Annotated in this window: 16 protein-coding genes; 8 read left to right on the top strand and 8 right to left on the bottom strand. The window is 71.4% G+C overall.

The window, feature by feature from the left end; translation table 11 throughout:
* Positions 1 to 267: 267 nt before the first annotated feature.
* The 5 genes from purD to AB0I67_RS07680 all read left to right on the top strand — a co-directional run bounded on the left by purD (position 268) and on the right by AB0I67_RS07680 (position 6,212).
* On the top strand, positions 268 to 1,482 hold the full coding sequence (purD, locus tag AB0I67_RS07700) for a phosphoribosylamine--glycine ligase (protein ID WP_357919280.1): 1,215 nt from the start codon (positions 268 to 270) through the stop codon (positions 1,480 to 1,482).
* Positions 1,479 to 2,315: a phosphoribosylaminoimidazolesuccinocarboxamide synthase gene (locus AB0I67_RS07695; protein ID WP_357919277.1), complete on the top strand. Its 837-nt coding sequence runs from the start codon at positions 1,479 to 1,481 to the stop codon at positions 2,313 to 2,315. Before purD ends, AB0I67_RS07695 begins: the two co-directional genes overlap by 4 nt.
* Positions 2,316 to 2,388: 73 nt before the next feature.
* Positions 2,389 to 3,654 (top strand): UDP-N-acetylglucosamine 1-carboxyvinyltransferase, encoded by a 1,266-nt coding sequence (gene murA, locus AB0I67_RS07690; protein ID WP_357919274.1) that lies wholly within the window; start codon positions 2,389 to 2,391, stop codon positions 3,652 to 3,654.
* A 234-nt stretch (positions 3,655 to 3,888) separates the two neighbouring features.
* Entirely contained in the window at positions 3,889 to 5,178 is a 1,290-nt protein-coding gene (locus AB0I67_RS07685) for a GTP cyclohydrolase IIa (protein ID WP_357919271.1), read from the top strand.
* A 101-nt stretch (positions 5,179 to 5,279) separates the two neighbouring features.
* Positions 5,280 to 6,212 (top strand): EamA family transporter, encoded by a 933-nt coding sequence (locus AB0I67_RS07680; protein ID WP_357919268.1) that lies wholly within the window; start codon positions 5,280 to 5,282, stop codon positions 6,210 to 6,212.
* Positions 6,213 to 6,229: 17 nt separating this feature from the next.
* On the opposite strand, the gene hisC is transcribed toward AB0I67_RS07680, so the two are convergent.
* Together hisC and AB0I67_RS07670 are read right to left on the bottom strand one after the other, a co-directional pair.
* Entirely contained in the window at positions 6,230 to 7,291 is a 1,062-nt protein-coding gene (gene hisC / locus AB0I67_RS07675) for a histidinol-phosphate transaminase (RefSeq protein ID WP_357919265.1), read from the bottom strand.
* Between the two features lie 118 nt (positions 7,292 to 7,409).
* Positions 7,410 to 8,204, bottom strand: a complete 795-nt coding sequence (locus AB0I67_RS07670) for a prolyl oligopeptidase family serine peptidase (protein WP_357919262.1) — start codon at positions 8,202 to 8,204, stop codon at positions 7,410 to 7,412.
* Positions 8,205 to 8,260: 56 nt separating this feature from the next.
* On the opposite strand from AB0I67_RS07670, the gene AB0I67_RS07665 reads away from it, so the two are divergent.
* On the top strand, positions 8,261 to 8,845 hold the full coding sequence (locus AB0I67_RS07665) for a helix-turn-helix domain-containing protein (protein WP_357919259.1): 585 nt from the start codon (positions 8,261 to 8,263) through the stop codon (positions 8,843 to 8,845).
* Between the two features lie 10 nt (positions 8,846 to 8,855).
* Positions 8,856 to 9,497, top strand: coding sequence for an SAM-dependent methyltransferase (locus AB0I67_RS07660; RefSeq protein WP_357919256.1), 642 nt, complete (start codon positions 8,856 to 8,858; stop codon positions 9,495 to 9,497).
* Here AB0I67_RS07660 and AB0I67_RS07655 read toward each other — a convergent pair.
* Positions 9,487 to 11,703 (bottom strand): excinuclease ABC subunit UvrA, encoded by a 2,217-nt coding sequence (locus AB0I67_RS07655; RefSeq protein WP_357919253.1) that lies wholly within the window; start codon positions 11,701 to 11,703, stop codon positions 9,487 to 9,489. The genes AB0I67_RS07660 and AB0I67_RS07655 overlap by 11 nt on opposite strands.
* Positions 11,704 to 11,759: 56 nt before the next feature.
* Here AB0I67_RS07655 and AB0I67_RS07650 point away from each other — a divergent pair, with 56 nt between their 5' ends.
* Positions 11,760 to 12,704: a YafY family protein gene (locus AB0I67_RS07650; protein WP_357919250.1), complete on the top strand. Its 945-nt coding sequence runs from the start codon at positions 11,760 to 11,762 to the stop codon at positions 12,702 to 12,704.
* Here AB0I67_RS07650 and AB0I67_RS07645 read toward each other — a convergent pair.
* From AB0I67_RS07645 to AB0I67_RS07625, 5 genes are all read right to left on the bottom strand, one after another.
* Positions 12,691 to 13,359: an NUDIX domain-containing protein gene (locus AB0I67_RS07645; RefSeq protein ID WP_357919247.1), complete on the bottom strand. Its 669-nt coding sequence runs from the start codon at positions 13,357 to 13,359 to the stop codon at positions 12,691 to 12,693. The two genes, AB0I67_RS07650 and AB0I67_RS07645, sit on opposite strands and share 14 nt — an antisense overlap.
* Before the next feature lie 10 nt (positions 13,360 to 13,369).
* On the bottom strand, positions 13,370 to 15,145 hold the full coding sequence (locus tag AB0I67_RS07640; protein WP_357919244.1) for a DUF4434 domain-containing protein: 1,776 nt from the start codon (positions 15,143 to 15,145) through the stop codon (positions 13,370 to 13,372).
* 3 nt (positions 15,146 to 15,148) lie between these two features.
* Entirely contained in the window at positions 15,149 to 16,234 is a 1,086-nt protein-coding gene (locus AB0I67_RS07635; protein WP_357919242.1) for a glycosyltransferase, read from the bottom strand.
* 20 nt (positions 16,235 to 16,254) lie between these two features.
* On the bottom strand, positions 16,255 to 17,517 hold the full coding sequence (locus tag AB0I67_RS07630) for a nucleotide sugar dehydrogenase (RefSeq protein WP_357919239.1): 1,263 nt from the start codon (positions 17,515 to 17,517) through the stop codon (positions 16,255 to 16,257).
* Positions 17,518 to 17,625: 108 nt separating this feature from the next.
* Positions 17,626 to 19,230, bottom strand: a complete 1,605-nt coding sequence (locus AB0I67_RS07625) for a glycosyltransferase family 4 protein (RefSeq protein WP_357919236.1) — start codon at positions 19,228 to 19,230, stop codon at positions 17,626 to 17,628.
* Positions 19,231 to 19,314 lie beyond the last annotated feature (84 nt).

Genomic DNA, 19,314 nt, shown 5'->3' with positions numbered 1-19,314 from the left:
ACGAATGCGTGGAGGAACGATCAGGCTGCCGGATTGGAGTGGTCGGGGCTATGCACGGCGTACGCGTGCGAGCGCGTACTGCTGGGATCACCAGGTTTCATCCCGGACCACCTCCAATCGCAAAGACGGCGCAAAGCTGCCCTAATCTACCACAGGCGGACTAGACCACCCTGACGATACTCCCCCGACCCCCAGCGATCAGGTAAAACCGGCCAAAGAATGTGACCGCATCCGGCCACCTCCGCCGGGCCTGCGACAATGAGGCACGTGCGCGTTCTTGTGATTGGATCCGGCGGCCGCGAGCACGCCCTGTGCCGTTCGCTGCGGCTCGACCCCCAGGTGACCGAGCTCCACTGCGCCCCCGGCAACGCCGGCATCGCCGAGGTGGCGACGCTGCACCCGGTGGACGCCCTCGACCCCGCCGAGGTGACCGCGCTGGCCACCCGCCTGGCCGCCGACCTCGTGGTCGTCGGCCCCGAGGCGCCGCTGGTGGCCGGCGTCGCCGACGCGGTACGGCAGGCGGGCATCCCCGTGTTCGGCCCCTCGAAGGAGGCGGCCAGGATCGAGGGCTCGAAGGACTTCGCCAAGCAGGTCATGACCGCCGCGGGCGTCCCGACCGCGCGCTCGCGCACCTGCACGACGCGGGCCGAGGCCGAGCGGGCGCTCGACGAGTTCGGCGCGCCGTACGTGGTGAAGGACGACGGACTGGCCGCGGGCAAGGGCGTCGTCGTCACCGATGACCGGGAGCAGGCGCTGGCGCACGCCGCCTCGTGCGAGCGGGTGGTCATCGAGGAGTTCCTCGACGGCCCGGAGGTCTCGCTCTTCGCGCTGTGCGACGGCACGACCGCCGTGCCGCTCCAGCCGGCCCAGGACTTCAAGCGCGCCTACGACGGCGACGAGGGGCCCAACACCGGCGGGATGGGCGCCTACACGCCGCTGCCCTGGGCGCCGGAGGGGCTGACCGAGCAGGTGATGAGCGAGGTCGTGCGGCCCACCATCGCCGAGCTGGCCCGGCGCGGCCTGCCGTACCAGGGGGTGCTGTTCGTCGGGCTGGCGCTCACCTCGAAGGGGCCGAAGGTCATCGAGTTCAACGCCCGCTTCGGCGACCCCGAGACCGAGGTGCTGCTCGACCGGCTGGAGACGCCGCTGGCGGGGCTGCTGCTGGAGTGCGCCACCGGCGAGCTGCGCACCGTCCCGGCCTTCCGCGACGGCTCGGCGGTCGTGGTGATCATCGCGGCCGAGAACTACCCGGGGACGCCGGTCAAGGGCGACCCGATCACCGGGATCGACGCCACCGACCACTCCTACGTCCTGCACTGCGGGACGAAGCTCGACGGCGGCCGGCTGGTCGCCGACGGGGGCCGGGTGCTCGCCGTACTGGGCAACGGCCCGGACCAGGAGACCGCCCGCCGCAACGCCTACGACCTGGCCGGGCGCATCGAGTTGCGCGGCTCGCACCACAGGACGGACATCGCCCGATGAAGCACCTGCACTCCGGCAAGGTACGCGACCTCTACCTAACCGACGAGGGCAACCTCCTCATGGTCGCCTCCGACCGCGTCTCGGCCTTCGACCACGTGCTCGAACCGGGCATCCCCGACAAGGGAGCGATCCTCACCCAGCTCTCGCTGTGGTGGTTCGAGCAGCTCGAGGACCTGCTGCCGAACCACATCGTGGCGCACGGGCCGGACGCGCGCAGCGTGGTGTGCAAGCCGCTGCAGATGGTCCAGGTCGAGTGCGTGGCACGCGGTTACCTGACCGGCGGCGGGCTGGCGGAGTACCGCGCCACCGGCAAGGTCTCGGGCGTGGAGCTGCCGCCGGGGCTGGAGGACGGGTCCAGGCTGCCGGAGCCGATCTTCACGCCGTCGACGAAGGCGCCGATCGGCGAGCACGACGAGCCGATCAGTTTCGCGCAGGTGGTGGAGATCGTGGGCGCGGAAACCGCTGAAAAGCTCCGCCAAATCACGCTAAATGTTTACAAAAGGGGTGCGGAGCTGGCGGCCGAGCGTGGGATCATCGTCGCCGACACCAAGATCGAGCTGGGCCACGACTCCGACGGCGTGCTGACCCTGGCCGACGAGGTGCTCACCCCGGACTCCTCCCGTTTCTGGCCGGCCGACCAATGGCAGCCCGGGCGGCCCCAGCCCTCCTTCGACAAGCAGTTCGTCCGCGACTGGCTGACCTCGCCGGACTCCGGCTGGGACAAGTCGTCGGGCAACCCGCCGCCCCGGCTCCCGGACGCGATCGTCGAACAGACCCGGCAACGCTACCTGGATGCGTACGAACGCCTCACAGGTCACTCCTTTACCGCGTAGTTCGGCAATCCCACGGGTTATCAACGGTTACTGTTAGCCCCTGACCGATAACTACCCAGGGGAGCGGCAGGAAATGGTCCGTTACCGCGTGCGCGGAGGCAACGCACTGCGTGGAACCGCGTTCATCCAGGGCGCGAAGAACGCCGTGCTGCCCATGATCGGTGCGGCCCTGCTGGCGCCGAAGGGGCGGACGGTCCTGCGCAACGTCCCGATCATCGAGGACGTCCGCCGCGCGGTCGAGCTCGCCGAGACGATCGGCGCGCAGGTCGAGCTGCACGAGGCCGAGCGCACGCTGGTCATCGACGCCTCGCGGCTGACCAGCGCGGTGCTCCCCGCCGAGATCGCGCGCCGCTTCCGCGGCTCGGTGCTGTTCACCCCGGCGCTGATGCACCGCCTGGGCGAGGCGATCGTCGAGGGCGTCGGCGGCTGCAACCTCGGCAGCCGCAACCTCGACTTCCACTACCTCGGCTACAAGCGCCTGGGCGCCATCGTCGACGAGGGCGAGACGGTCATCCACGTCAAGGCCTCCGGCCTGACCGGCGCCACCCTCTACCTGGACACCCCGAGCCACACCGGCACGGAGAACCTGATCATGGCCGCCGCGCTGGCCAAGGGCGTCACGGTGATCGAGAACGCGGCGCAGGAGCCCGAGGTCCTCGACGTCATCGACATGCTCACCAAGATGGGCGCCCGGATCAGCGGCGGCGGCACCGGCTTCATCACCGTCGAGGGCGTGGAGGAGCTGCACGCCGTCGAGCACACCGTGATGCCCGACCGGCTCGACGCCGGCGTCTTCGCCATGGCCGCCGCGCTCACCCGCGGCGAGGTCTCGCTCGTCGGCACCGGCCTCGATCTGGGTGTCGTGCGCTACAAGCTGGAGCAGATGGGCGTCGAGTTCACCCGCCAGGGCGCGGTGCAGCACGTGACCTGCACCGGCGCGCTGCGGCCGATCAACATCATCACCGCCCCCTACCCCGGCTTCGCCACCGACCTGCAGTCGCCGATGATGACCGTCGCCACGCAGGCCGCCGGCGACAGCTACATCCACGAGCGCATCTTCGACGGCCGCTTCGAGCTGGCCAAGGAGCTGCGCGAGATGGGCGCCCAGATCGAGGTGGACGGCGGCCGGGCCATCGTGCACGGCGCCACCCCGCTCACCGGCGCGCGGGTCACCGCGCACGATCTGCGCTCCGGGATCGCTCTGGTGCTGGCGGGACTGGCGGCCGACGGTGAGACGGTAATCGAGCAGGGTTACCTCATCGACCGCGGCCACGCCCAACTGGCCGAGCGAATGCGGGCACTGGGCGCGGACATTACGCGAGAGATTTCTGGGTCATAAAGAACCCGTTGATATAGCCCCTGAGCTGCCCTGACACCCTTCCGGGCGGTCAACCAGAACGGCTTTCCGGAAAAGTCGGGCGTGACATTACGGCCCCCGCAAGCGATCGTTCCAAAAGGAGGAAGCTTCACTCCGGAGCTTCCCCGCCATTCAAGGACTGCAACGGACGGCAGGATGGGACGAACATTGGTCGAGCGGACCGAAGAACCTCCCCGAGTGTCACGCCCGGGCGCCATGACACCGGACCTCACCATCGGTGTGGTGGGTCCCCATGACCTCGTCGAGAGAGTCATGCTCATGGGCCACGCAGCCGCGCCCCTCCCCTGCCGACTGGTAGCCGCCGCGTATCGCGACGAGCAGGAGGCAGCAGACAAGGTCACCAGGCTCGGTCCCGGAGTGGACGCGTGCCTGTTCGCCAGCCCGGTTCCCTACGAGCTGGCCAGGCGGTCCGGTGTGTTGACCATGCCGGCGACCTACGTGCAACTGGGCGGCGGAGCGCTCGTCGCTGCGCTGGGCAAGGCTGCGCTGGACACTCGGTTCGACCCCACAAGGGTCAGCGTCGACGTGATCAGCAGGTCAGAGGTCGAGGAGGCCTATACAGATCTGGGAATACCCACGACAGACGTCCACAGCCGTGACGAGCCGGGCGCCACCGGCACGATCGCGGCCTACCACGAGCGGCTGGCTCGGCAGGGGGTCACCACCGGTGCGCTGACCTGCCTGCCGATGGTGGCCGATCGGCTGCAGAGCTCCGGCGTGCCGGTGATCAGGGTGAAACCCACCTCCGCGGCCGTGCGTACGGCGCTGCACACCGCGGCGTTGCTCGGCGCGCACCACCGGCTGGAGGAGTCGCAGCTCACCGTGGTGCTGGTCGAGGTGCCCACGCTCCGCGAGCCGGTACGGCGGGCCTCCCCCCGCTACTGGCGTGACGAGCTCCGGCTGTCCCTCCAGCGCCTGCTGGTGCAGGAGGCCAACCGGATCAACGCGACGGTGTGGCCGATCGACGATCACAGCTATCTGGTGACGGCCACGCGCGGCAGCATCGCGGGGGCGACGGACGGTTTCCGCGTCCTGCCCTTCGCCGCGCGCATCCGGGACGAGCTCGGCCTCGCGGTGGAGGTCGGGGTCGGGATGGGCCGCACCACGCACGACGCCGAGTCGCACGCACGGGCCGCGCTGGCGCGCACCCAGGCGGGCAAACAGGCGCAGGGCTTCGCCGTGGACCGGGAGGGCAGGGCGCTGGTTCCGGCGCCGCGGATGCCACCGAGCGGTTCCACGGCGCTCAAGCCCAAGGGCATCGAGGTGCTCGCCCGGCTGGCCGCGAAGCTGGAGGGCGGGGACACGGTGGTCGACGCCGAGGGAGCGGGCCGGATGCTAGGCGTCACGCCGCGCACGGCTCGGCGGTTGCTGCGCACGTTGGTTGACGAGGGACTCGCGTGGCCGCTTCCGCCCAACCGCACCCCTCAGCCCGGTCGGCCGAGGCAGCTTTACCGGCTCATTGTGGAGAAGCTGGGTCCCCGGTGATGACCCACTGAACAGGCCCGCCGTCCCCCTTCCCCTTTCCCAGGGCCGGCGGGCCGCCCCATTTGCGGCTTTGTCAGCGGGCAAAGCTATTGTCATGAGCTATGAATGCCAACACCAGTGACAGCCGCAAGCGCCTCCTGATCTGGGTGGCCCTGGGCCTGGTCTACGTGGTGTGGGGCTCGACGTATCTCGGCATCGCGGTGGCGATCGAGACCCTGCCGCCGATGCTGCACGGGGCCATGCGGTTCGTGGCCGCCTCGCTCATCCTGGGCGCGGTCGTGCTCGCCACCAAGGGCCGGCAGGCCTTCCGGATGACCAGGCGCGAGTTCGTCGGGGCCGCCGTGGTGGGCCTGCTCCTGCTGACCGCGGGCAACGGCATGGTCGCCGTCGCCGAGCAGCACATCTCCTCCGGGCTGGCGGCCCTGCTGGTCGCCTCGGTGCCGCTGTGGCTGGTCGTCTTCCGGCTGCTGGTGCGGGACCGGCCCGGCCTGGTCACGCTGGCCGGCGTGCTGATCGGCTTCGCCGGCGTGGCGGCGCTCTCGATGACCGGCAGCGGCGAGGGGTCGACCTTCGGCATCGTGATCATCCTGCTCGCCTCGTTGTCGTGGTCGATCGGCTCGTTCCTGTCCGGCCGGATCGCGATGCCGGCCAACCCGTTCGCGGCCAGCGCGGTCGAGATGTTCGTCGGCGGGCTGGGCCTGCTGGTGCTCGGCAGCGGCCTGGGCGAGCGGCTCGACCTGGCGGCGGTCTCCGGCCGCTCCTGGATCGGGCTGGCCTACCTGATCGTCGTCGGCTCGCTGGTCGGCTTCACCTCGTACGTGTGGCTGCTGGGCAACGCGCCGATCTCGCTGGTGTCCACCTACGCCTACGTCAACCCGGTCGTGGCGGTCGTCCTCGGCGCGCTGGTGCTCAGCGAGCCGGTCACCCCGAAGGTGTTGCTGGGCGGCCTGGTGATCGTGGTGGGCGTCGCCCTGGTCATCTCGACCGAGCGACGCCCGAAACCGGCACCGGACCCAGAAAAGGTCAGCGCGTGAAGGTCAGCGCGTGAAGGTCAGCGCTTGAGGTAGTGCTCGGCGGCGGCCAGGAAGGCGTCGTTCTCCTCCTGGGTGCCGATCGAGATGCGCACGCCGTCGGTGCCGTAGGGCCGCACGGCCACGCCCTCGGCCGCGCAGGCGGCGGCGAACTCGGCGCTGGCCTCGCCCAGGCGCAGCCAGACGAAGTTCGCCTCGCTCACCGGCACCGTCCAGCCCTGGGCGATCAGGCTGTCGCGCACCCGGCTGCGCTCCTTGACCACGTAGTCCACGCGCTCCTGGAGCTCGTCGCCGGCCTGGAGCGAGGCGATGCCCGCCACCTGGGCCAGGTGGTTGACCGCGAACGGCACGATCACCTTGCGCACCGCCGCCGCGACCGGCTCGGGCGCGATCAGGTAGCCCAGGCGGAGGCCGGCCAGGCCGTACGCCTTGGAGAACGTACGGAGCACCGCCACGTTGGGCCGCTCCCGGTAGACCGTGAGGCCGTCGAGGATCTCGGGGTCGCGCACGTACTCCCGGTAGGCCTCGTCCAGCACGACCAGGACGTCCTGCGGCACCTTGTCGAGGAAGGCGAGCAGGTCGTCGCGGCGGATCGCGGTGCCGGTCGGGTTGTTCGGGTTGCAGACGAAGATCATGCGCGTGCGGTCGGTGATCGCCGCGGCCATCGCGTCGAGGTCGTGGTCCTCACCCTTCAGCGGCACCTTCACCGAGGTCACCCCGGCCAGGTCGGCGAGCAGCGGGTAGGCCTCGAAGGAGCGCCAGGCGTAGATGACCTCGGCGCCCGGTTCGCTGATCGTCTCGAACAGCTCCTGGGCGACGGTCACCGAGCCGGGGCCGAGCGCGACGTGCTCGGCCGGCACGCCGTACTTGGCCGCGATGGCCTCGGTCAGCTTGGTCGCCGCCGGGTCGGGGTAGCGGTTGACCTGGCGGGCGCCGGCCGCGATCGCCTCGACCACCGAGGGCAGCGGCTCGTCGGGGGACTCGTTCGAGGAGAGCTTGAAGGACCGGCCGTCCGGCCCGACGACGGCCTTGCCCGGCACGTAGCCGGGCATTGTGTCCAGGATGGAGCGGAAACGAGGCATGGCCTTACCTTATGAGGCCGTCTTCGGCTCGGCACACTCAGAGTCCCCTGGACAGGCCGTCAGTCCAGCCGGCAGGTACGGCATGTGCCCCGTGGTCGCACCCCCGCAGCCGGTCAACCTACAGGCGTTCGCGGAGCCAGCCGGTGGCGAGGCGGTCCACCGCGGCGGCGTGCGGCGTCTGCGGCGCGGGGTCGGTGCCGGGCTCGTCGGCGAGCGAGTGCCCCATGCCGGGGATCGTGGCCAGCCTGCCCCGCCCGCCCAGCGCCTCGGCCAGCGCCGCCGACGGGTCGAGGAAGCCTTCCCGGTCGTCCTCCTCGCCCACGACGAGCAGCACCTGGGTCGGCCCGAACTCGGCGGCCCTGGCCACGAAGTCGAGCCGTTCGGCCACCGCGTCGGTCTCGGCCGTCCAGGGGTAGGCGATGCCGTACCGTCTGCCGACCGCGGCGACGGCGGCCCGGAGCTGGACGACCGGGCTGACCAGCACGGCCGCCTCGATGTCGAGGCCGCTCTCCAGGGCCACGAGCTGGGCGACCGCCGCGCCCATCGAGCCGCCCACGACGCCGAGCGAGCGCGGCTCGACCTGGAGTGCCTGCTTCAGCTCCGGCCAGGCGGCGGCGAACTCCTCGGCTCCGCCGTACACGACGGGCCGGTGCATGTTGCGCACGGCGTCCTCGCTCGCCAGCCGGATGACCTCCGGCCAGCCGCCCTCGGGCAGCCGGTCGCCCGTCATGGGCAGGCCCAGGTAGACGCGCCAGGCGTCGAGGCCGTCCAGCGGCAGGGCGGCGGCGAGGGCGGCCGGGGTGCGCGGCGAGTCGAGCAGGTGCCAGGCCAGGACGACGGGCGCGTCAGGGCTCGGCGTGGCGGGCGGCACGGCGAGGTACGGCACGCCGGCCGCGGTTCCGGTGAGCGTCATGTCCAGACTCCAAGTTGTACAGCGTCCAATTCAATTGGACACTGTACATTACCCTCATGACCCCACCAAGAGCCCGAGGCCAGCGCGCCGGTCTCGACCGGGAGACCGTCCTCGCCGCGGCCCGCGACCTGCTCGCCCGCGACGGCCTCGACGCGCTCACCATGCGGGCCCTGGCCGACCGGCTGGGCGTGCGGCCCAACACGCTCTACTCGCATGTGCCGAGCAAGACCGCCCTGGTGGACGAGCTGCTCGACGACGTCCTCGGCGGCATCCCCGCCCCGGAGGACCCGCGGCCCGAGCAGGGCGTGCGCGAGCTGATGACGGCGACCTACCGGGTGTTGCTGGAGCACGCCGAGCTGGTGCCGCTCTACTTGAGCCGCCAGGGCGCCCGCGGCCCGCAGGCGCAACGTCTGGGCGAGATCATGCTCGACCTGCTGGCCAAAGGCGGGGTGCACGGCGAGCAGGCGGTGGAGGCCCGCCGGGTGCTGATCGTCTACACGATCGGCTTCGCTGCGTTCAACCCGGGCGAGGGGGCGGTGGTGCCGCAGGAGCACATCGCCCGCAACTTCGCGCTCGGCCTCGACTGGCTCCTCACCGGAATCCTCGGCGCAGGCATGGATTTGCCCCCGCCTCCGGCCTAATCTCTTGATCATGGATTGGCACGGCTGGCATCACGAGTACGACCGGCCCGGCTCCGTGCTGGCGGCACGGCTGGAGGTGGTGCGCGAGCGGCTGCGCCTGGCGCTCGACGAGGCGCCGCCGGGCCCGCTGCGGGTGATCAGCCTCTGCGCGGGTCAGGGCCGCGACCTGCTCGGGGTGCTGCCCGACCATCCGCGCCGCGACGACGTGCGGGCCCTGCTGGTCGAGCTCGACCCGGAGAACACCGCGCGCGCCCGGTCGGCGGCCGAATCGGCGCGGCTGCGCGGGGTCGAGGTGGTGACCGGCGACGCCGCGCTGACCGACCACTACCTGGTGACCGCCCCGGCCGACGTGGTGCTGATCTGCGGCGTCTTCGGCAACATCTCCGACGAGGACATCCGGCGCACGGTCGGCTTCGTCCCGCAGCTCTGCGCGCCGGGCGGCACGGTGATCTGGACGCGGCACCGGGGCGAGCCCGACCGGGTGCCGCTGATCTGCCGGTGGTTCGAGGAGCTGGGCTTCGAGCGGGTCTGGACCTCCGACCCCGGCCTCGGTTTCGGGGTCGGCGTGCACCGGTTCGAGGGCAAGCCCGAGCCGCTCGCGCCGGGCGAGCGGCTGTTCACCTTCGTGGGCTACGACCGCTTCACCCGATAGCGTCGGCGGTGGCGGTGTCCTTGAGCCCGGCGACCGGCCCCTCGTAGAGCACCTGGCCGCCGTGCTTGCCGGGCCCGGGGCCGAGGTCGATCACCCAGTCGGCGTGCCGGATCACCTGGACGTTGTGCTCGATGACGACGGCCGTGTGCCCCTGCTCGACGAGCTGGTCCAGGATGCGCAGCAGGGTGGCGATGTCACGCAGGTGCAGGCCGGTGGTGGGCTCGTCCATGACGTACAGCGTGGGCTCCGCGCTGTCGCGCAGCTCCTTGGCGATCTTGACGCGCTGGCACTCGCCACCCGACAGTGTGGTCAGCGGCTGGCCCAGGCGCAGGTAGCCGAGCCCGACCCGGTCGAGGTGGCCGAGCCCGCGCCGGATCGCGGCGTCGGGCAGCAGGTCCAGGGCGTCGTGGATGGTCAGGTCGTCCACGTCGGCGATGGACAGCCCGTTGACCCGGTGCGTCAGCACCTCGGGGGTGAAGCGGCGGCCCTGGCAGGTCTGGCAGACGGTCTCCTGGCCGTCCATGAAGGCCAGGTCGGTGTAGATCACGCCCAGCCCGTTGCAGTCGGGGCAGGCGCCCGCGGAGTTGGCGCTGAAGTGGCCCGCCGGCAGCCCGCTGGCCTGGGCGAACAGCTTGCGGATCGGCGTGGCGATGCCGGTGTAGGTGATGGGTGTGGAGCGGCGGTTCGTGCTCAGCGCCCGCTGGTCGATCACCACGGCCCCCTGCTGGGCGACCAGCTCGGCGGCCAGGCTCGACTTGCCGGAGCCGGCGACACCGGTCAGCACGGTCAGCACCTGGGCCGGGAAGTCCACGGTGAGGTCCTTGAGGTTGTTGCGGGTGGCTCCGGCGACGGTGATCACGCCGGTCGCGGCGCGGGGGGCGGCCTTGGCCGGCGCCTGGGCGGCCAGGGCCAGCGCGGTCGCGGTGCGAGCCGCCTTGAGGTCCTCGAACCGGCCCTGGAAGACCAGCTCGCCGCCTCCGGCCCCGGCGTCGGGGCCGATCTCGACGATCTGGTCGGCGACCGCCATCACGGCCGGGTCGTGCTCGACGACCAGCACGGTGTTGCCCTGGTCGCGCAGTTGCCGCAGCAGGGTGATCATCGACTGCACGTCGTGCGGGTGCAGGCCGACGGTGGGCTCGTCGAACACGTAGAGCATCTCGACGAGGCTGCTGCCCAGGTGCTTGACGGTCTTGATGCGCTGCGACTCCCCGCCGGACAACGTCGTGGTCGCCCGGCCCAGGTGCAGGTAGCCGAGACCCATGGTGACCATCGCGCCCAGGCGGTCGAGCAACGCCGCCCGCACCGGGGCCACGGCCGGCTCGGTCACCCGCCCGACCAGGTCGGCGAGCTCGGTCACCTCCATACGGGACAGCTCGCCGATGGTGTGCCCGAGCACCGTCACGCCCCGGCTGGCCTCGTTGAGCCGGTCGCCGTGGCAGTCGGGGCAGCTCTGCGAGCGGGTGAAGCGGGCGATGGCCTCCTGCTTGCGGTCGGACAGGTTGTCGGAGGTGTGCAGGTAGATGCGCTCGAACCGGGCGACGATGCCCTCGTAGTCGGCCGGGGGGCGAACGCCGAGCGCCGCGGCGGCGGCTCCGCCGTACAGCAGGGCTTCGCGTTCCTGCGGCGTCCACTCGCGCAGCGGGGTGTCGGCGGTGAAGCTGCCGATGTCGGCGTACTGGGCGTACCAGTAGCCGCCGTTGCCGAAGCCGGGCAGCAGGATGGCGCCCTCGGCCAGCGAGCGGTCGAGGTCGAGGAAGCGCTCGACCGCGCTCACCACGACCTCGCCGAGTCCGGAGCAGGTCGGGCACATGCCGGCCGGGTCGTTGAAGGAGAAGTGGTTGGACTCGCCCACGTGCGGCGTCCCGATGCGGGAGAAAAGCAGCCGCAGGTAGGTCCAGGCGTCGGTGATGGTGCCGACGGTCGAGCGGGCGTTGCCGCCGAGCCGGCGCTGGTCGATCACCACCACCGGTGACAGCCCCTTGATCTCCTCCACCTCGGGCCGGCTCCACTTCGGCAGCCGGTTGCGGGTGAACGGCGGGAAGGTCTCGTTGAGCTGGTGCCCGGCCTCGGCCGCGATGGTGTCGAAGACCAGTGACGATTTCCCCGATCCGGACACGCCCGCGAACACGACCAGCCGCCCGCGCGGGATGTCCACGTCCACGGCCTTGAGGTTGTTGGTCCGAGCTCCCCTGATACGGATGTCCATGACGTCAAGGCTAGGCGCAGATGCGGACGGATCCTGGCCGCAATAGGCTGGAGGGCATGGCCGATGTCACCCAGCGCGTCCTCGCCCTGCTGACCACGCTGCAGTCGGGGCGCTCGTTCGGCGGCGACGAGCTGGCCGCCCGGCTCGGCGTGAGCCCGCGGACGCTGCGCCGCGACGTGGACCGGCTGCGCGGCTACGGCTACCCGGTCGAGGCGCAGCCAGGACCGGGCGGGTACTACCGGCTGACCGCGGGCAACGCGATGCCGCCGCTCGTGCTCGACGACGACGAGGCCATCGCCACCCTGCTCGGCCTGGCCACCCTGGCCGCGACCGGCAGCGCCACCGAGGGCAGCGTCGACGAGGCGGCCACCCGCGCCTACGGCAAGGTGGACCAGTACCTGCCCAGGCGGCTACGGCACCGCGCCGCCCACCTGCGCGCCAGCCTGGAGACCAGCACCTCGATCGCGCCGAGCACCAGCGCCGAGGACCTGGCCACCCTCGCCGAGGCCATCCAGCGCCGGCTCCAGGTCACCTTCGACTACGCCGGCCGCACCGCCCGCCGGGTGGAGCCGCACCGGCAGGTGCTGCACCTGCAGCGCTGGTACCTGCTGGCCTGGGACACCGGGCGGGCCGACTGGCGGGTCTTCCGCGCCGACCGCATCTCCGGGCTGCGGATCTCGACCACGGGGTTCACCCCCAGGCCGCTGCCGGCCGGCTCGGCCGTGGACTACCTGCGGCAGGGGCTCAACCGCGACCGCGAGCGGGTCGTGCTCACCGTCGCGGCGCCGATCCAGGCGGTCGCCGACGCGCTACGGCACCAGGACGCCGAGCTGACCGACCTCGGCGACGGGCGCACCGAGGTGGTGCTCAGGCTCGACGCGTGGCAGTGGCTCCTGCTGAGCCTGGCCTTCCTGGACGCCGACTTCACCCTCGACGAAGCACCGGCCGCGTTCCGGGCGGGCTGCCGTGCCTTCGGGGAACGGCTGCTCAGGGCTCTTTGAGCGAGCGGAGCATCGGCGGGTGCAGAAGCTCGGCGGGGCCGCGCCGGTAGAGCTTGGCCGGGCGGCCGCCGTCGCGGGTGGTGGTGGCGCCGGTCTCGACCAGGAAGCCCTCGGCCTTGGTCACCTTGCGGTGGAAGTTGCGCGGGTCGAGCTGCCGCCCCCAGACGATCTCGTAGACGCGGCGCAGCTCGGCCACGGTGAACTCGGGCGGGCAGAAGGCCGCGCCGAGCGGGGTGTACTCCAGCTTGGCGCGGGCCCGCTCGATGGCGTCCAGCATGATCCGGCGATGGTCGAAGGCCATCGCGGTCAGGTCGTCGACCGGCACCCAGGCCATGTGCGCCTGCTCGGAGGCGGGCAGGTCGGGGGCGAGCCCGAGGTAGGCCACGCTCAGCACCCGCTGGCGCGGGTCACGGTCGGGGTAGCCGTAGGTCTGGAGCTGCTCCAGGTGCACCGGAGCGCCCGGCAGGCCGGCCCGCTCGGCCAGGATGCGCCGCGCCGCGTCCGGCAGGTCCTCGTCGAGCTGGATGAACCCACCGGAAAGCGACCACCGGCGCAGGAACGGCGGATTGTCCCGCCGCCACACCAGGGCGGAGAGCGCGTTGCAGCGGACGGTGAGCACGACGAGGTCCACGCTGACCGGAATCCTGGGGACCATGCCAGGCACGTTACTGGATGCGGACGTGCAACGGCTCCGTTGCTTCCTTTCCGGACGCCCTGGTCACGCCGACCCGCACCCACTCGCCGGCCGGCACCTGCCCCCAGTCGAAGGGCACCCACGCCTCCAGCAGACCCTCCGCCTGGTCCTCCAGCGCCTCCTCGACCGAGGTGATGCTCATCGAGCGGTTGCCGCCGGACCAGGTGACGGTCACCGTGCCGCCGGTCTCCAACTGGTAGGCGCGGATCCGCAGGCCGTCGCCGGTGTCGCCGCCCTGCCGGATGGCGTCCACCGCGATGGGCCGGTCGGCGTCGGTCAGCAGGTCGTCCTGCATCGACGGCGAGCCGCAGGTCATGAAGTCGCTCCACATGTAGGAGACGACCTTCTGCACGTACCGGCCGGTCATCGCGACGGCCTGGTCGAGGCGGCGCTTGTCGGTCTTGCCGCGGGTGCCCTGCGCCGCGCACGGCTCGCGGCCGGAGGGCTCGAACGCCTCGACGTTGGCCCAGAGCTCGACGTCGTCGCCCTGCTCGATCAGCTTGTCGCGCACCGCGGCCATCGCCCGGAAGTAGTCGCGGGTGGAGCCGTGGTAGGCCGAGCCGTAGGTCGTCTCGCCCACCACGGGCCGCAGCCGGGCGTCGACCTCCTCCCCGGCCTCGTCCGGCCAGAACAGCGCGCCCTTGCCGGTGCCGCGGCCGTCCTGCGGCACGATGATGCCGACGCCGGTCTCCGCCAGCGCCTGGAAGCCCTGGGCGACCTGGCCCGGCTTCTGCCCGTGCGCGACCCGCTTGCGCGCGTCGATGTACGGCGAGATCAGCACCTGCTTGTCGGGCAGCTCCTGCTGCACGATGGTGTGCTGCTCGCGGAAGATCTCCAGCGTGGGGTTGCTCTTCAGCGCCTCGGTCATCTGGACCTCGAAGGGCTGGTAGACCCCGCCGAGCCACTCGTTGTCGCGGAAGCGCTGGCCGTAGTCGTGCAGGATGCGCCGGGTCAGCGTGGTCAGCGCGCCCAAGTGCTCCGGGTCGGCGCGGATCGGCCGGTCCGGGTCGCGGGGGGCCAGCGGCAGCGCGGGGAAGACCGCGACCTGGAACCGCTCGCCCAGCTCCAGAAGCTGGGTGAGGCTGTCCTTGGCCGAGGCGGCGATCAGGATCAGGTCGTAGTCCTGCGGCCGGGTGAAGTCGCAGGAGTCCGGGTCGGAGCCGTCGGAGGGGGCGAGCAGCCGGTAGTAGACGCGCTTGCCGCCGGTCTCGATGATCTTCTCGACCTTGGGGCAGCGGAACAGGTCCGGCCCGAAGTGCTCGTCGGTGCGGTAGGCGTAGACCCGGTTGATCCGGCTGCCCGGCGCGGCCTGGGCGAGGTCGGCCTCGGCGGCCTCGACGCACGGGCGGCCGTTGTCGACGCACTCGGCGAACTGCGGGTCCGGCTCGCCGTTCTTCATCACCCGGCCGTTCTTGACCGCGCGGTACTGCAGGCCGTACCCGATCCGGATCACGGTGTCGCCGCCCACCCGGTGGATCTCCTCCATCTGGTGGCGCCAGGTGCAGGGGTTGGTGGAGGGCGTGATCCAATAACCGGTCACCGCGTACGAGACGCGCTGGCGGGTGTCGAAGGTGCCGCACTCATCGACGATCTTCGACGGTGTGGCGCTCGGCGAACCGGACGCCGAGCTCGACGGCGTGACCGGGGTGCGCTCGGCGACCGGCCGGGGGTCGCCCGGCAGGACCATCACCACGGCCACCACGGCGGCGATGATGGCCGCTGCGAGCAGCCCGAGTAGCCAGCGCACGGTCTACTTGATTCCCGCCCACGCTTCGAGCTGGGCGACGAACCGGCGGGCCGAGTTGGGCCAGTGGTGGTTCGTGCGGGCCGCTGTGTAGCCCCGCGCACCCTGCGCCTTGCGCTCACGCTCGTCGTCACGGAGGTTGAGGACGGCCTGGGCGACCGCCTTGGGGTCCTGCCACGGCACGACCACGCCGCTGTCGTAGCGCTCCACCAGCTCCACCGCGCGCGGCGAGGGCGTGGTGATGACGGGGATGCCGTGCGCCATGTACTCGACGATCTTCGTCGGCATGGAGTGCCGGTAGTTCGGCTCGTCGTGCAGCAGCGACAGGCCGGCCAGCGCGCCGTCGAGCCGCTTGAGCGCCTCGTCGTTCGGCATGAAGTCGCGCCACTCCAGCACGCCGTCGGCGACGGCCTGGGTGAGCACGGGCCGGGACTGCGGGTCGGCGTAGCCGATCAGCTCGACCGTCACACCGTACGGCTGCAGCAGCCGGGCCACCTCGACCGCCTCCTGCACGCCACGAGCCCAGGACATCCAGCCCAGGTAGACCACGCGGTCGTCGCCGGGCGGGGTGACCGAGTCGGGCACCCAGGTCTCGTTCGGCACGATGAGGTGCGCTTCCTTGAACCGCCCGGCGTAGGCGGTCTCGGCGAGCAGCAGGTGGAGCTTGCGCTCCGCCGTGCCCTCCAGCAGCCGGACCAGGAAGCGGACGGGCGGCCGGAACAGCGCCGGCAGCCACGGCTTGAGCGAGAGCGTCGCGGGGTTGTCCTCGTGCACGTCCCAGATCACCGGGGGACGGCGGCGCACCCCCCAGACGGCGAAGAGCAGCTCGGGATCGTGGATGAGGACGAGGTCGACCTTGTCGCGGAGCTGCTTGAACACCTTGCGCGCGGCCAGCACGGCGGCGAAGCGCTTGCGCTCGGCCGCCCGTGGCAGGTCGATCCCGGTCACCCAGGGTCGCGGAACGACTCCGCGAGCGGTGTACGGCGCCGCGTACGTGACCTCATGACCGGCATCCACGAGCGCGCGGATCTGCCGGTGCAGGATCCGCGCGTCCTCGGGGTGATGCACCACCGTCATGACGAGCACGTGCACTGAGCGCAGCCCTCCTGTCGCTAGAGCCGCTCGATGCGTTCACCCTCGGTGAGCACACCGCGGGTGTCGAGCACGAGCCGGGCCTTGGCCTCGACCAGGTCCAGATCGAAAGCGGCGTGCTGCACGAGCAGCAGCGTAACGTCCGCGTCGGCCACCGCCTGGGCCAGGTCCTCCTCACGCGGCACCGCGGTGCCGTCCACCGACCACTGCCGGACGTGCGGGTCCACGAACGCCAGGTCGGCGCCGAGCTCCAGCAGGGCGCGGGCGACCGGCAGGGCCGGCGTCTCGCGCTCGTCGGCGATGTCGGCCTTGTAGGTCACGCCGAGGAGCACGACCTTGGAGCCGTTGACGGCCTTCTTGTGCCGGTTGAGCAGTCGCTGCACGCGGTTGACCACGTACGACGGCATGCGCTCGTTGATCTCCTGGGCCAGCTCCACGAACCGGAACGGGTAGCCCAGCTTGCGCACGGTGTAGGACAGGTAGCTCGGGTCCACCGGGATGCAGTGCCCGCCGACGCCGGGGCCGGGCAGGAACTTCTGGAAGCCGAACGGCTTGGTCGCCGCGGCCTCGATCGCTTCCCACAGGTTGATGCCGAGCTCGTCGCAGAAGATCGCCATCTCGTTGACGAGGGCGATGTTGACGTGCCGGTAGGTGTTCTCCAGCAGCTTGGCCATCTCGGCCTCGCGGGTGCCGCTGACCGGGACGACCTGCTCGATGAACTGCGCGTAGAACGCCGTCGCGCGGTCGCGGCAGGCCGCGGTGTAGCCGCCGACGACCTTGGGCGTGTTGCGCAGGCCGTACTTGGGGTTGCCCGGGTCGATGCGCTCGGGCGAGAAGGCCAGGTGGAACTCGGCGCCCGCGGTCAGGCCGGAGGCCTCCAGGAGCGGCCTGGCCACCTCGTCGGTGGTGCCGGGCCAGGTGGTGGACTCCAGGACGACCAGGGTGCCCGCGGTCAGGTTCTTCGCCACGGTCTTCGTCGCGCCTTCGACGGCGGACAGGTCGGGGCGGTGGTCCTCGTCGAGCGGGGTCGGCACGCAGATGACGACGGTGGCGCTGCGCGCCAGGACCGAGTCGTCCAGCGTGGCCGTGAAGCCGTTGGCCAGCATGTGCTGGAGGTCGGCGTCGGTGAGGTCGTCGATGTAGGACTGACCGGAGTTGAGCGCGTCGACCTTGCGGGAGTCGACCTCGAAGCCGACGACCCGCAGCCCGGCCGCGACGGCCTCCTTGGCCAGCGGCATGCCGACGTAGCCCAGTCCGATGACGGCCAAGTCGAATTCAGTCACTGCGCTGCCCTAGCAAGCCGGAAACAACACTTCATGGTCGCAAAGGTTATCTCAAGTCCACCTAGCTCACGCCTAATGCTACGGAAACCGTCAGAACCGACAGGGTGATCAATGGGCAAGCGACTCATAGAGACCTCTATAGGTTTCGGCAACGCGGCTCCACGTGCGCTTCGCCGCGACTTCCGCCTTTCCGGCCGCGCCCATTTCGGCACGGCGAGCGGGGTCCTCGCGCAGGGCGGCCAGCACCTTGGCGAGCTCCGCCGGATCGCCAGGCGGCACCAGCGCACCGGCCCCGTCCGAGCCCACGAGCTCGGAGAGCGCGGGCAGATCGCTGAGCACGACCGGCTTGCCGAGCGCCATCGCCTCGACGGGTTTCAATGGCGTAACGAGCCGGCAGACCCGGAGGTCCTCGCGCGGGCAGGCGAAGATGTCGATCGCCGCCTGGGCCTGCAGCGCCTCCTCGGGGCCGACCCGGCCGGGCAGGATCGCGTCGGTGAGCCTGAGCTCCTCGACGAGCTGGAGCAGGTTCTCGCGCTCGGCGCCGTCGCCCACGATCAGGACGCGCACCGCGCTGCCCTGGTCACGCAGGAGCGCCGCCGCGCGCAGCAGCGTCGCGAAGCCCTCGTAGGCCACGATGCTGGACACCGAGCCCACGACGACCTCGCCGGGACTGATGCCCATCTGGTTGCGGAAGGTCTCGCCGTCGTACTCGGCGGTCAGCAGCGTGTCGTCCACCGCGTTCGGGGCCAGGAAGATCCGCTCCCTGGCGACGCCGCGCTCGACGATCTCGACCGCCATCGTCTCGGCCAGCGTCACGACCGCGTCCGCCTCGCGCATGAGGAAGGCCTCACGGTCGCGCTGCAGCAGGTGCCGCTCGCTGCCGATGCGCTCGGCGTCGCGCGAGGCCCAGGTCTCCTCCAGGAAGCCGCGGACCTCGTAGACGAAGGGCGTGCCGGTGCGCTCGCGGACCGCGTGCGCCACCGAGCCGTTGCGGTGGTCGGTCGCGGCGTGCAGCACCTGCGGGCGCAGCGAGGCCACGAGCTTGGTGACCGCGTCGGCGCCCCTGAGCATCCGGCCGCGCGTCTCGAAGGGCACGTCGCCGCCGTCCGGCAGCAGCCGGTGGTAGGGGATCCCGTCGATCTCCTCGTACGGCTCCGCCGTGGCGTGGCCCTGCATCATGGGCCAGCCCCAGCTCGTGACCACGTGCGGGTCGAGCCCCTTGGCCTGCTGCGAGGTGACGATCCGGTGCGTGCGCACGGTGTAGCCCGCCTGCGTGTACGGCAGAGCGTTCGTGACCAGGTGCAGCACCCGGCCCTGGACGCGCTCGCCGACCTCGATCCGCGCACCGGGCGGGATCGGGTTCGGGCTGATCGCCTCCAGCTCGCCCCGGTAGTACTCCGCGCGGCGCTTGATGAACGGGAACTTGGCGTGCGGCTCCAGGGTCTCGGCGGCCAGGGTCACCCGGCCCTTGTCCCAGTGCTGCTTCGCCTCGTTCCAAGGCGCCTTGATCATGCGCATGCCGACCTTGCGGACCAGCCGGCGCACGCCGCGCGCGGCCGGCCAGGCGACCTTGCCCACGATGGGGCGCAGCCTCGGCGGGAGCGCGTCCGCGGCCGCCTGGGCCACGCGGACGGGGTCGGACTTCACCTTGGCGACGACGACCCGGCCGACGATCACGGGGTGCTGGAGGAAGCCCTTGACGAGTCCGCCCACTCCGGCCTTGGCCGACTTGGCGGAAATTGGACGTCTGGGGTCGGATACCACGTCGGTGACCGTACCATAGGCACCGATTTGACC

It is taken from the genome of Nonomuraea sp. NPDC050310 (genome assembly GCF_040655795.1).
In the GTDB taxonomy this organism is placed as follows: domain Bacteria; phylum Actinomycetota; class Actinomycetes; order Streptosporangiales; family Streptosporangiaceae; genus Nonomuraea.
The sequence above is the reverse complement of the archived record's forward strand: the minus strand, read 5'-3'. Positions and strand labels throughout refer to the sequence as shown.

What these genes read in the sequence shown, in the direction of transcription:
- AB0I67_RS07695 (WP_357919277.1), top strand. Translation starts at nt 1,479, where the DNA reads ATGAAGCACCTGCACTCCGGCAAGGTACGCGACCTCTACCTAACCGAC.
- murA (WP_357919274.1), top strand. Translation starts at nt 2,389, where the DNA reads ATGGTCCGTTACCGCGTGCGCGGAGGCAACGCACTGCGTGGAACCGCG.
- AB0I67_RS07685 (WP_357919271.1), top strand. Translation starts at nt 3,889, where the DNA reads ATGACACCGGACCTCACCATCGGTGTGGTGGGTCCCCATGACCTCGTC.
- AB0I67_RS07680 (WP_357919268.1), top strand. Translation starts at nt 5,280, where the DNA reads ATGAATGCCAACACCAGTGACAGCCGCAAGCGCCTCCTGATCTGGGTG.
- hisC (WP_357919265.1), bottom strand. Translation starts at nt 7,291, where the DNA reads ATGCCTCGTTTCCGCTCCATCCTGGACACAATGCCCGGCTACGTGCCG.
- AB0I67_RS07670 (WP_357919262.1), bottom strand. Translation starts at nt 8,204, where the DNA reads ATGACGCTCACCGGAACCGCGGCCGGCGTGCCGTACCTCGCCGTGCCG.
- AB0I67_RS07665 (WP_357919259.1), top strand. Translation starts at nt 8,261, where the DNA reads ATGACCCCACCAAGAGCCCGAGGCCAGCGCGCCGGTCTCGACCGGGAG.
- AB0I67_RS07660 (WP_357919256.1), top strand. Translation starts at nt 8,856, where the DNA reads ATGGATTGGCACGGCTGGCATCACGAGTACGACCGGCCCGGCTCCGTG.
- AB0I67_RS07655 (WP_357919253.1), bottom strand. Translation starts at nt 11,703, where the DNA reads ATGGACATCCGTATCAGGGGAGCTCGGACCAACAACCTCAAGGCCGTG.
- AB0I67_RS07650 (WP_357919250.1), top strand. Translation starts at nt 11,760, where the DNA reads ATGGCCGATGTCACCCAGCGCGTCCTCGCCCTGCTGACCACGCTGCAG.
- AB0I67_RS07645 (WP_357919247.1), bottom strand. Translation starts at nt 13,359, where the DNA reads ATGGTCCCCAGGATTCCGGTCAGCGTGGACCTCGTCGTGCTCACCGTC.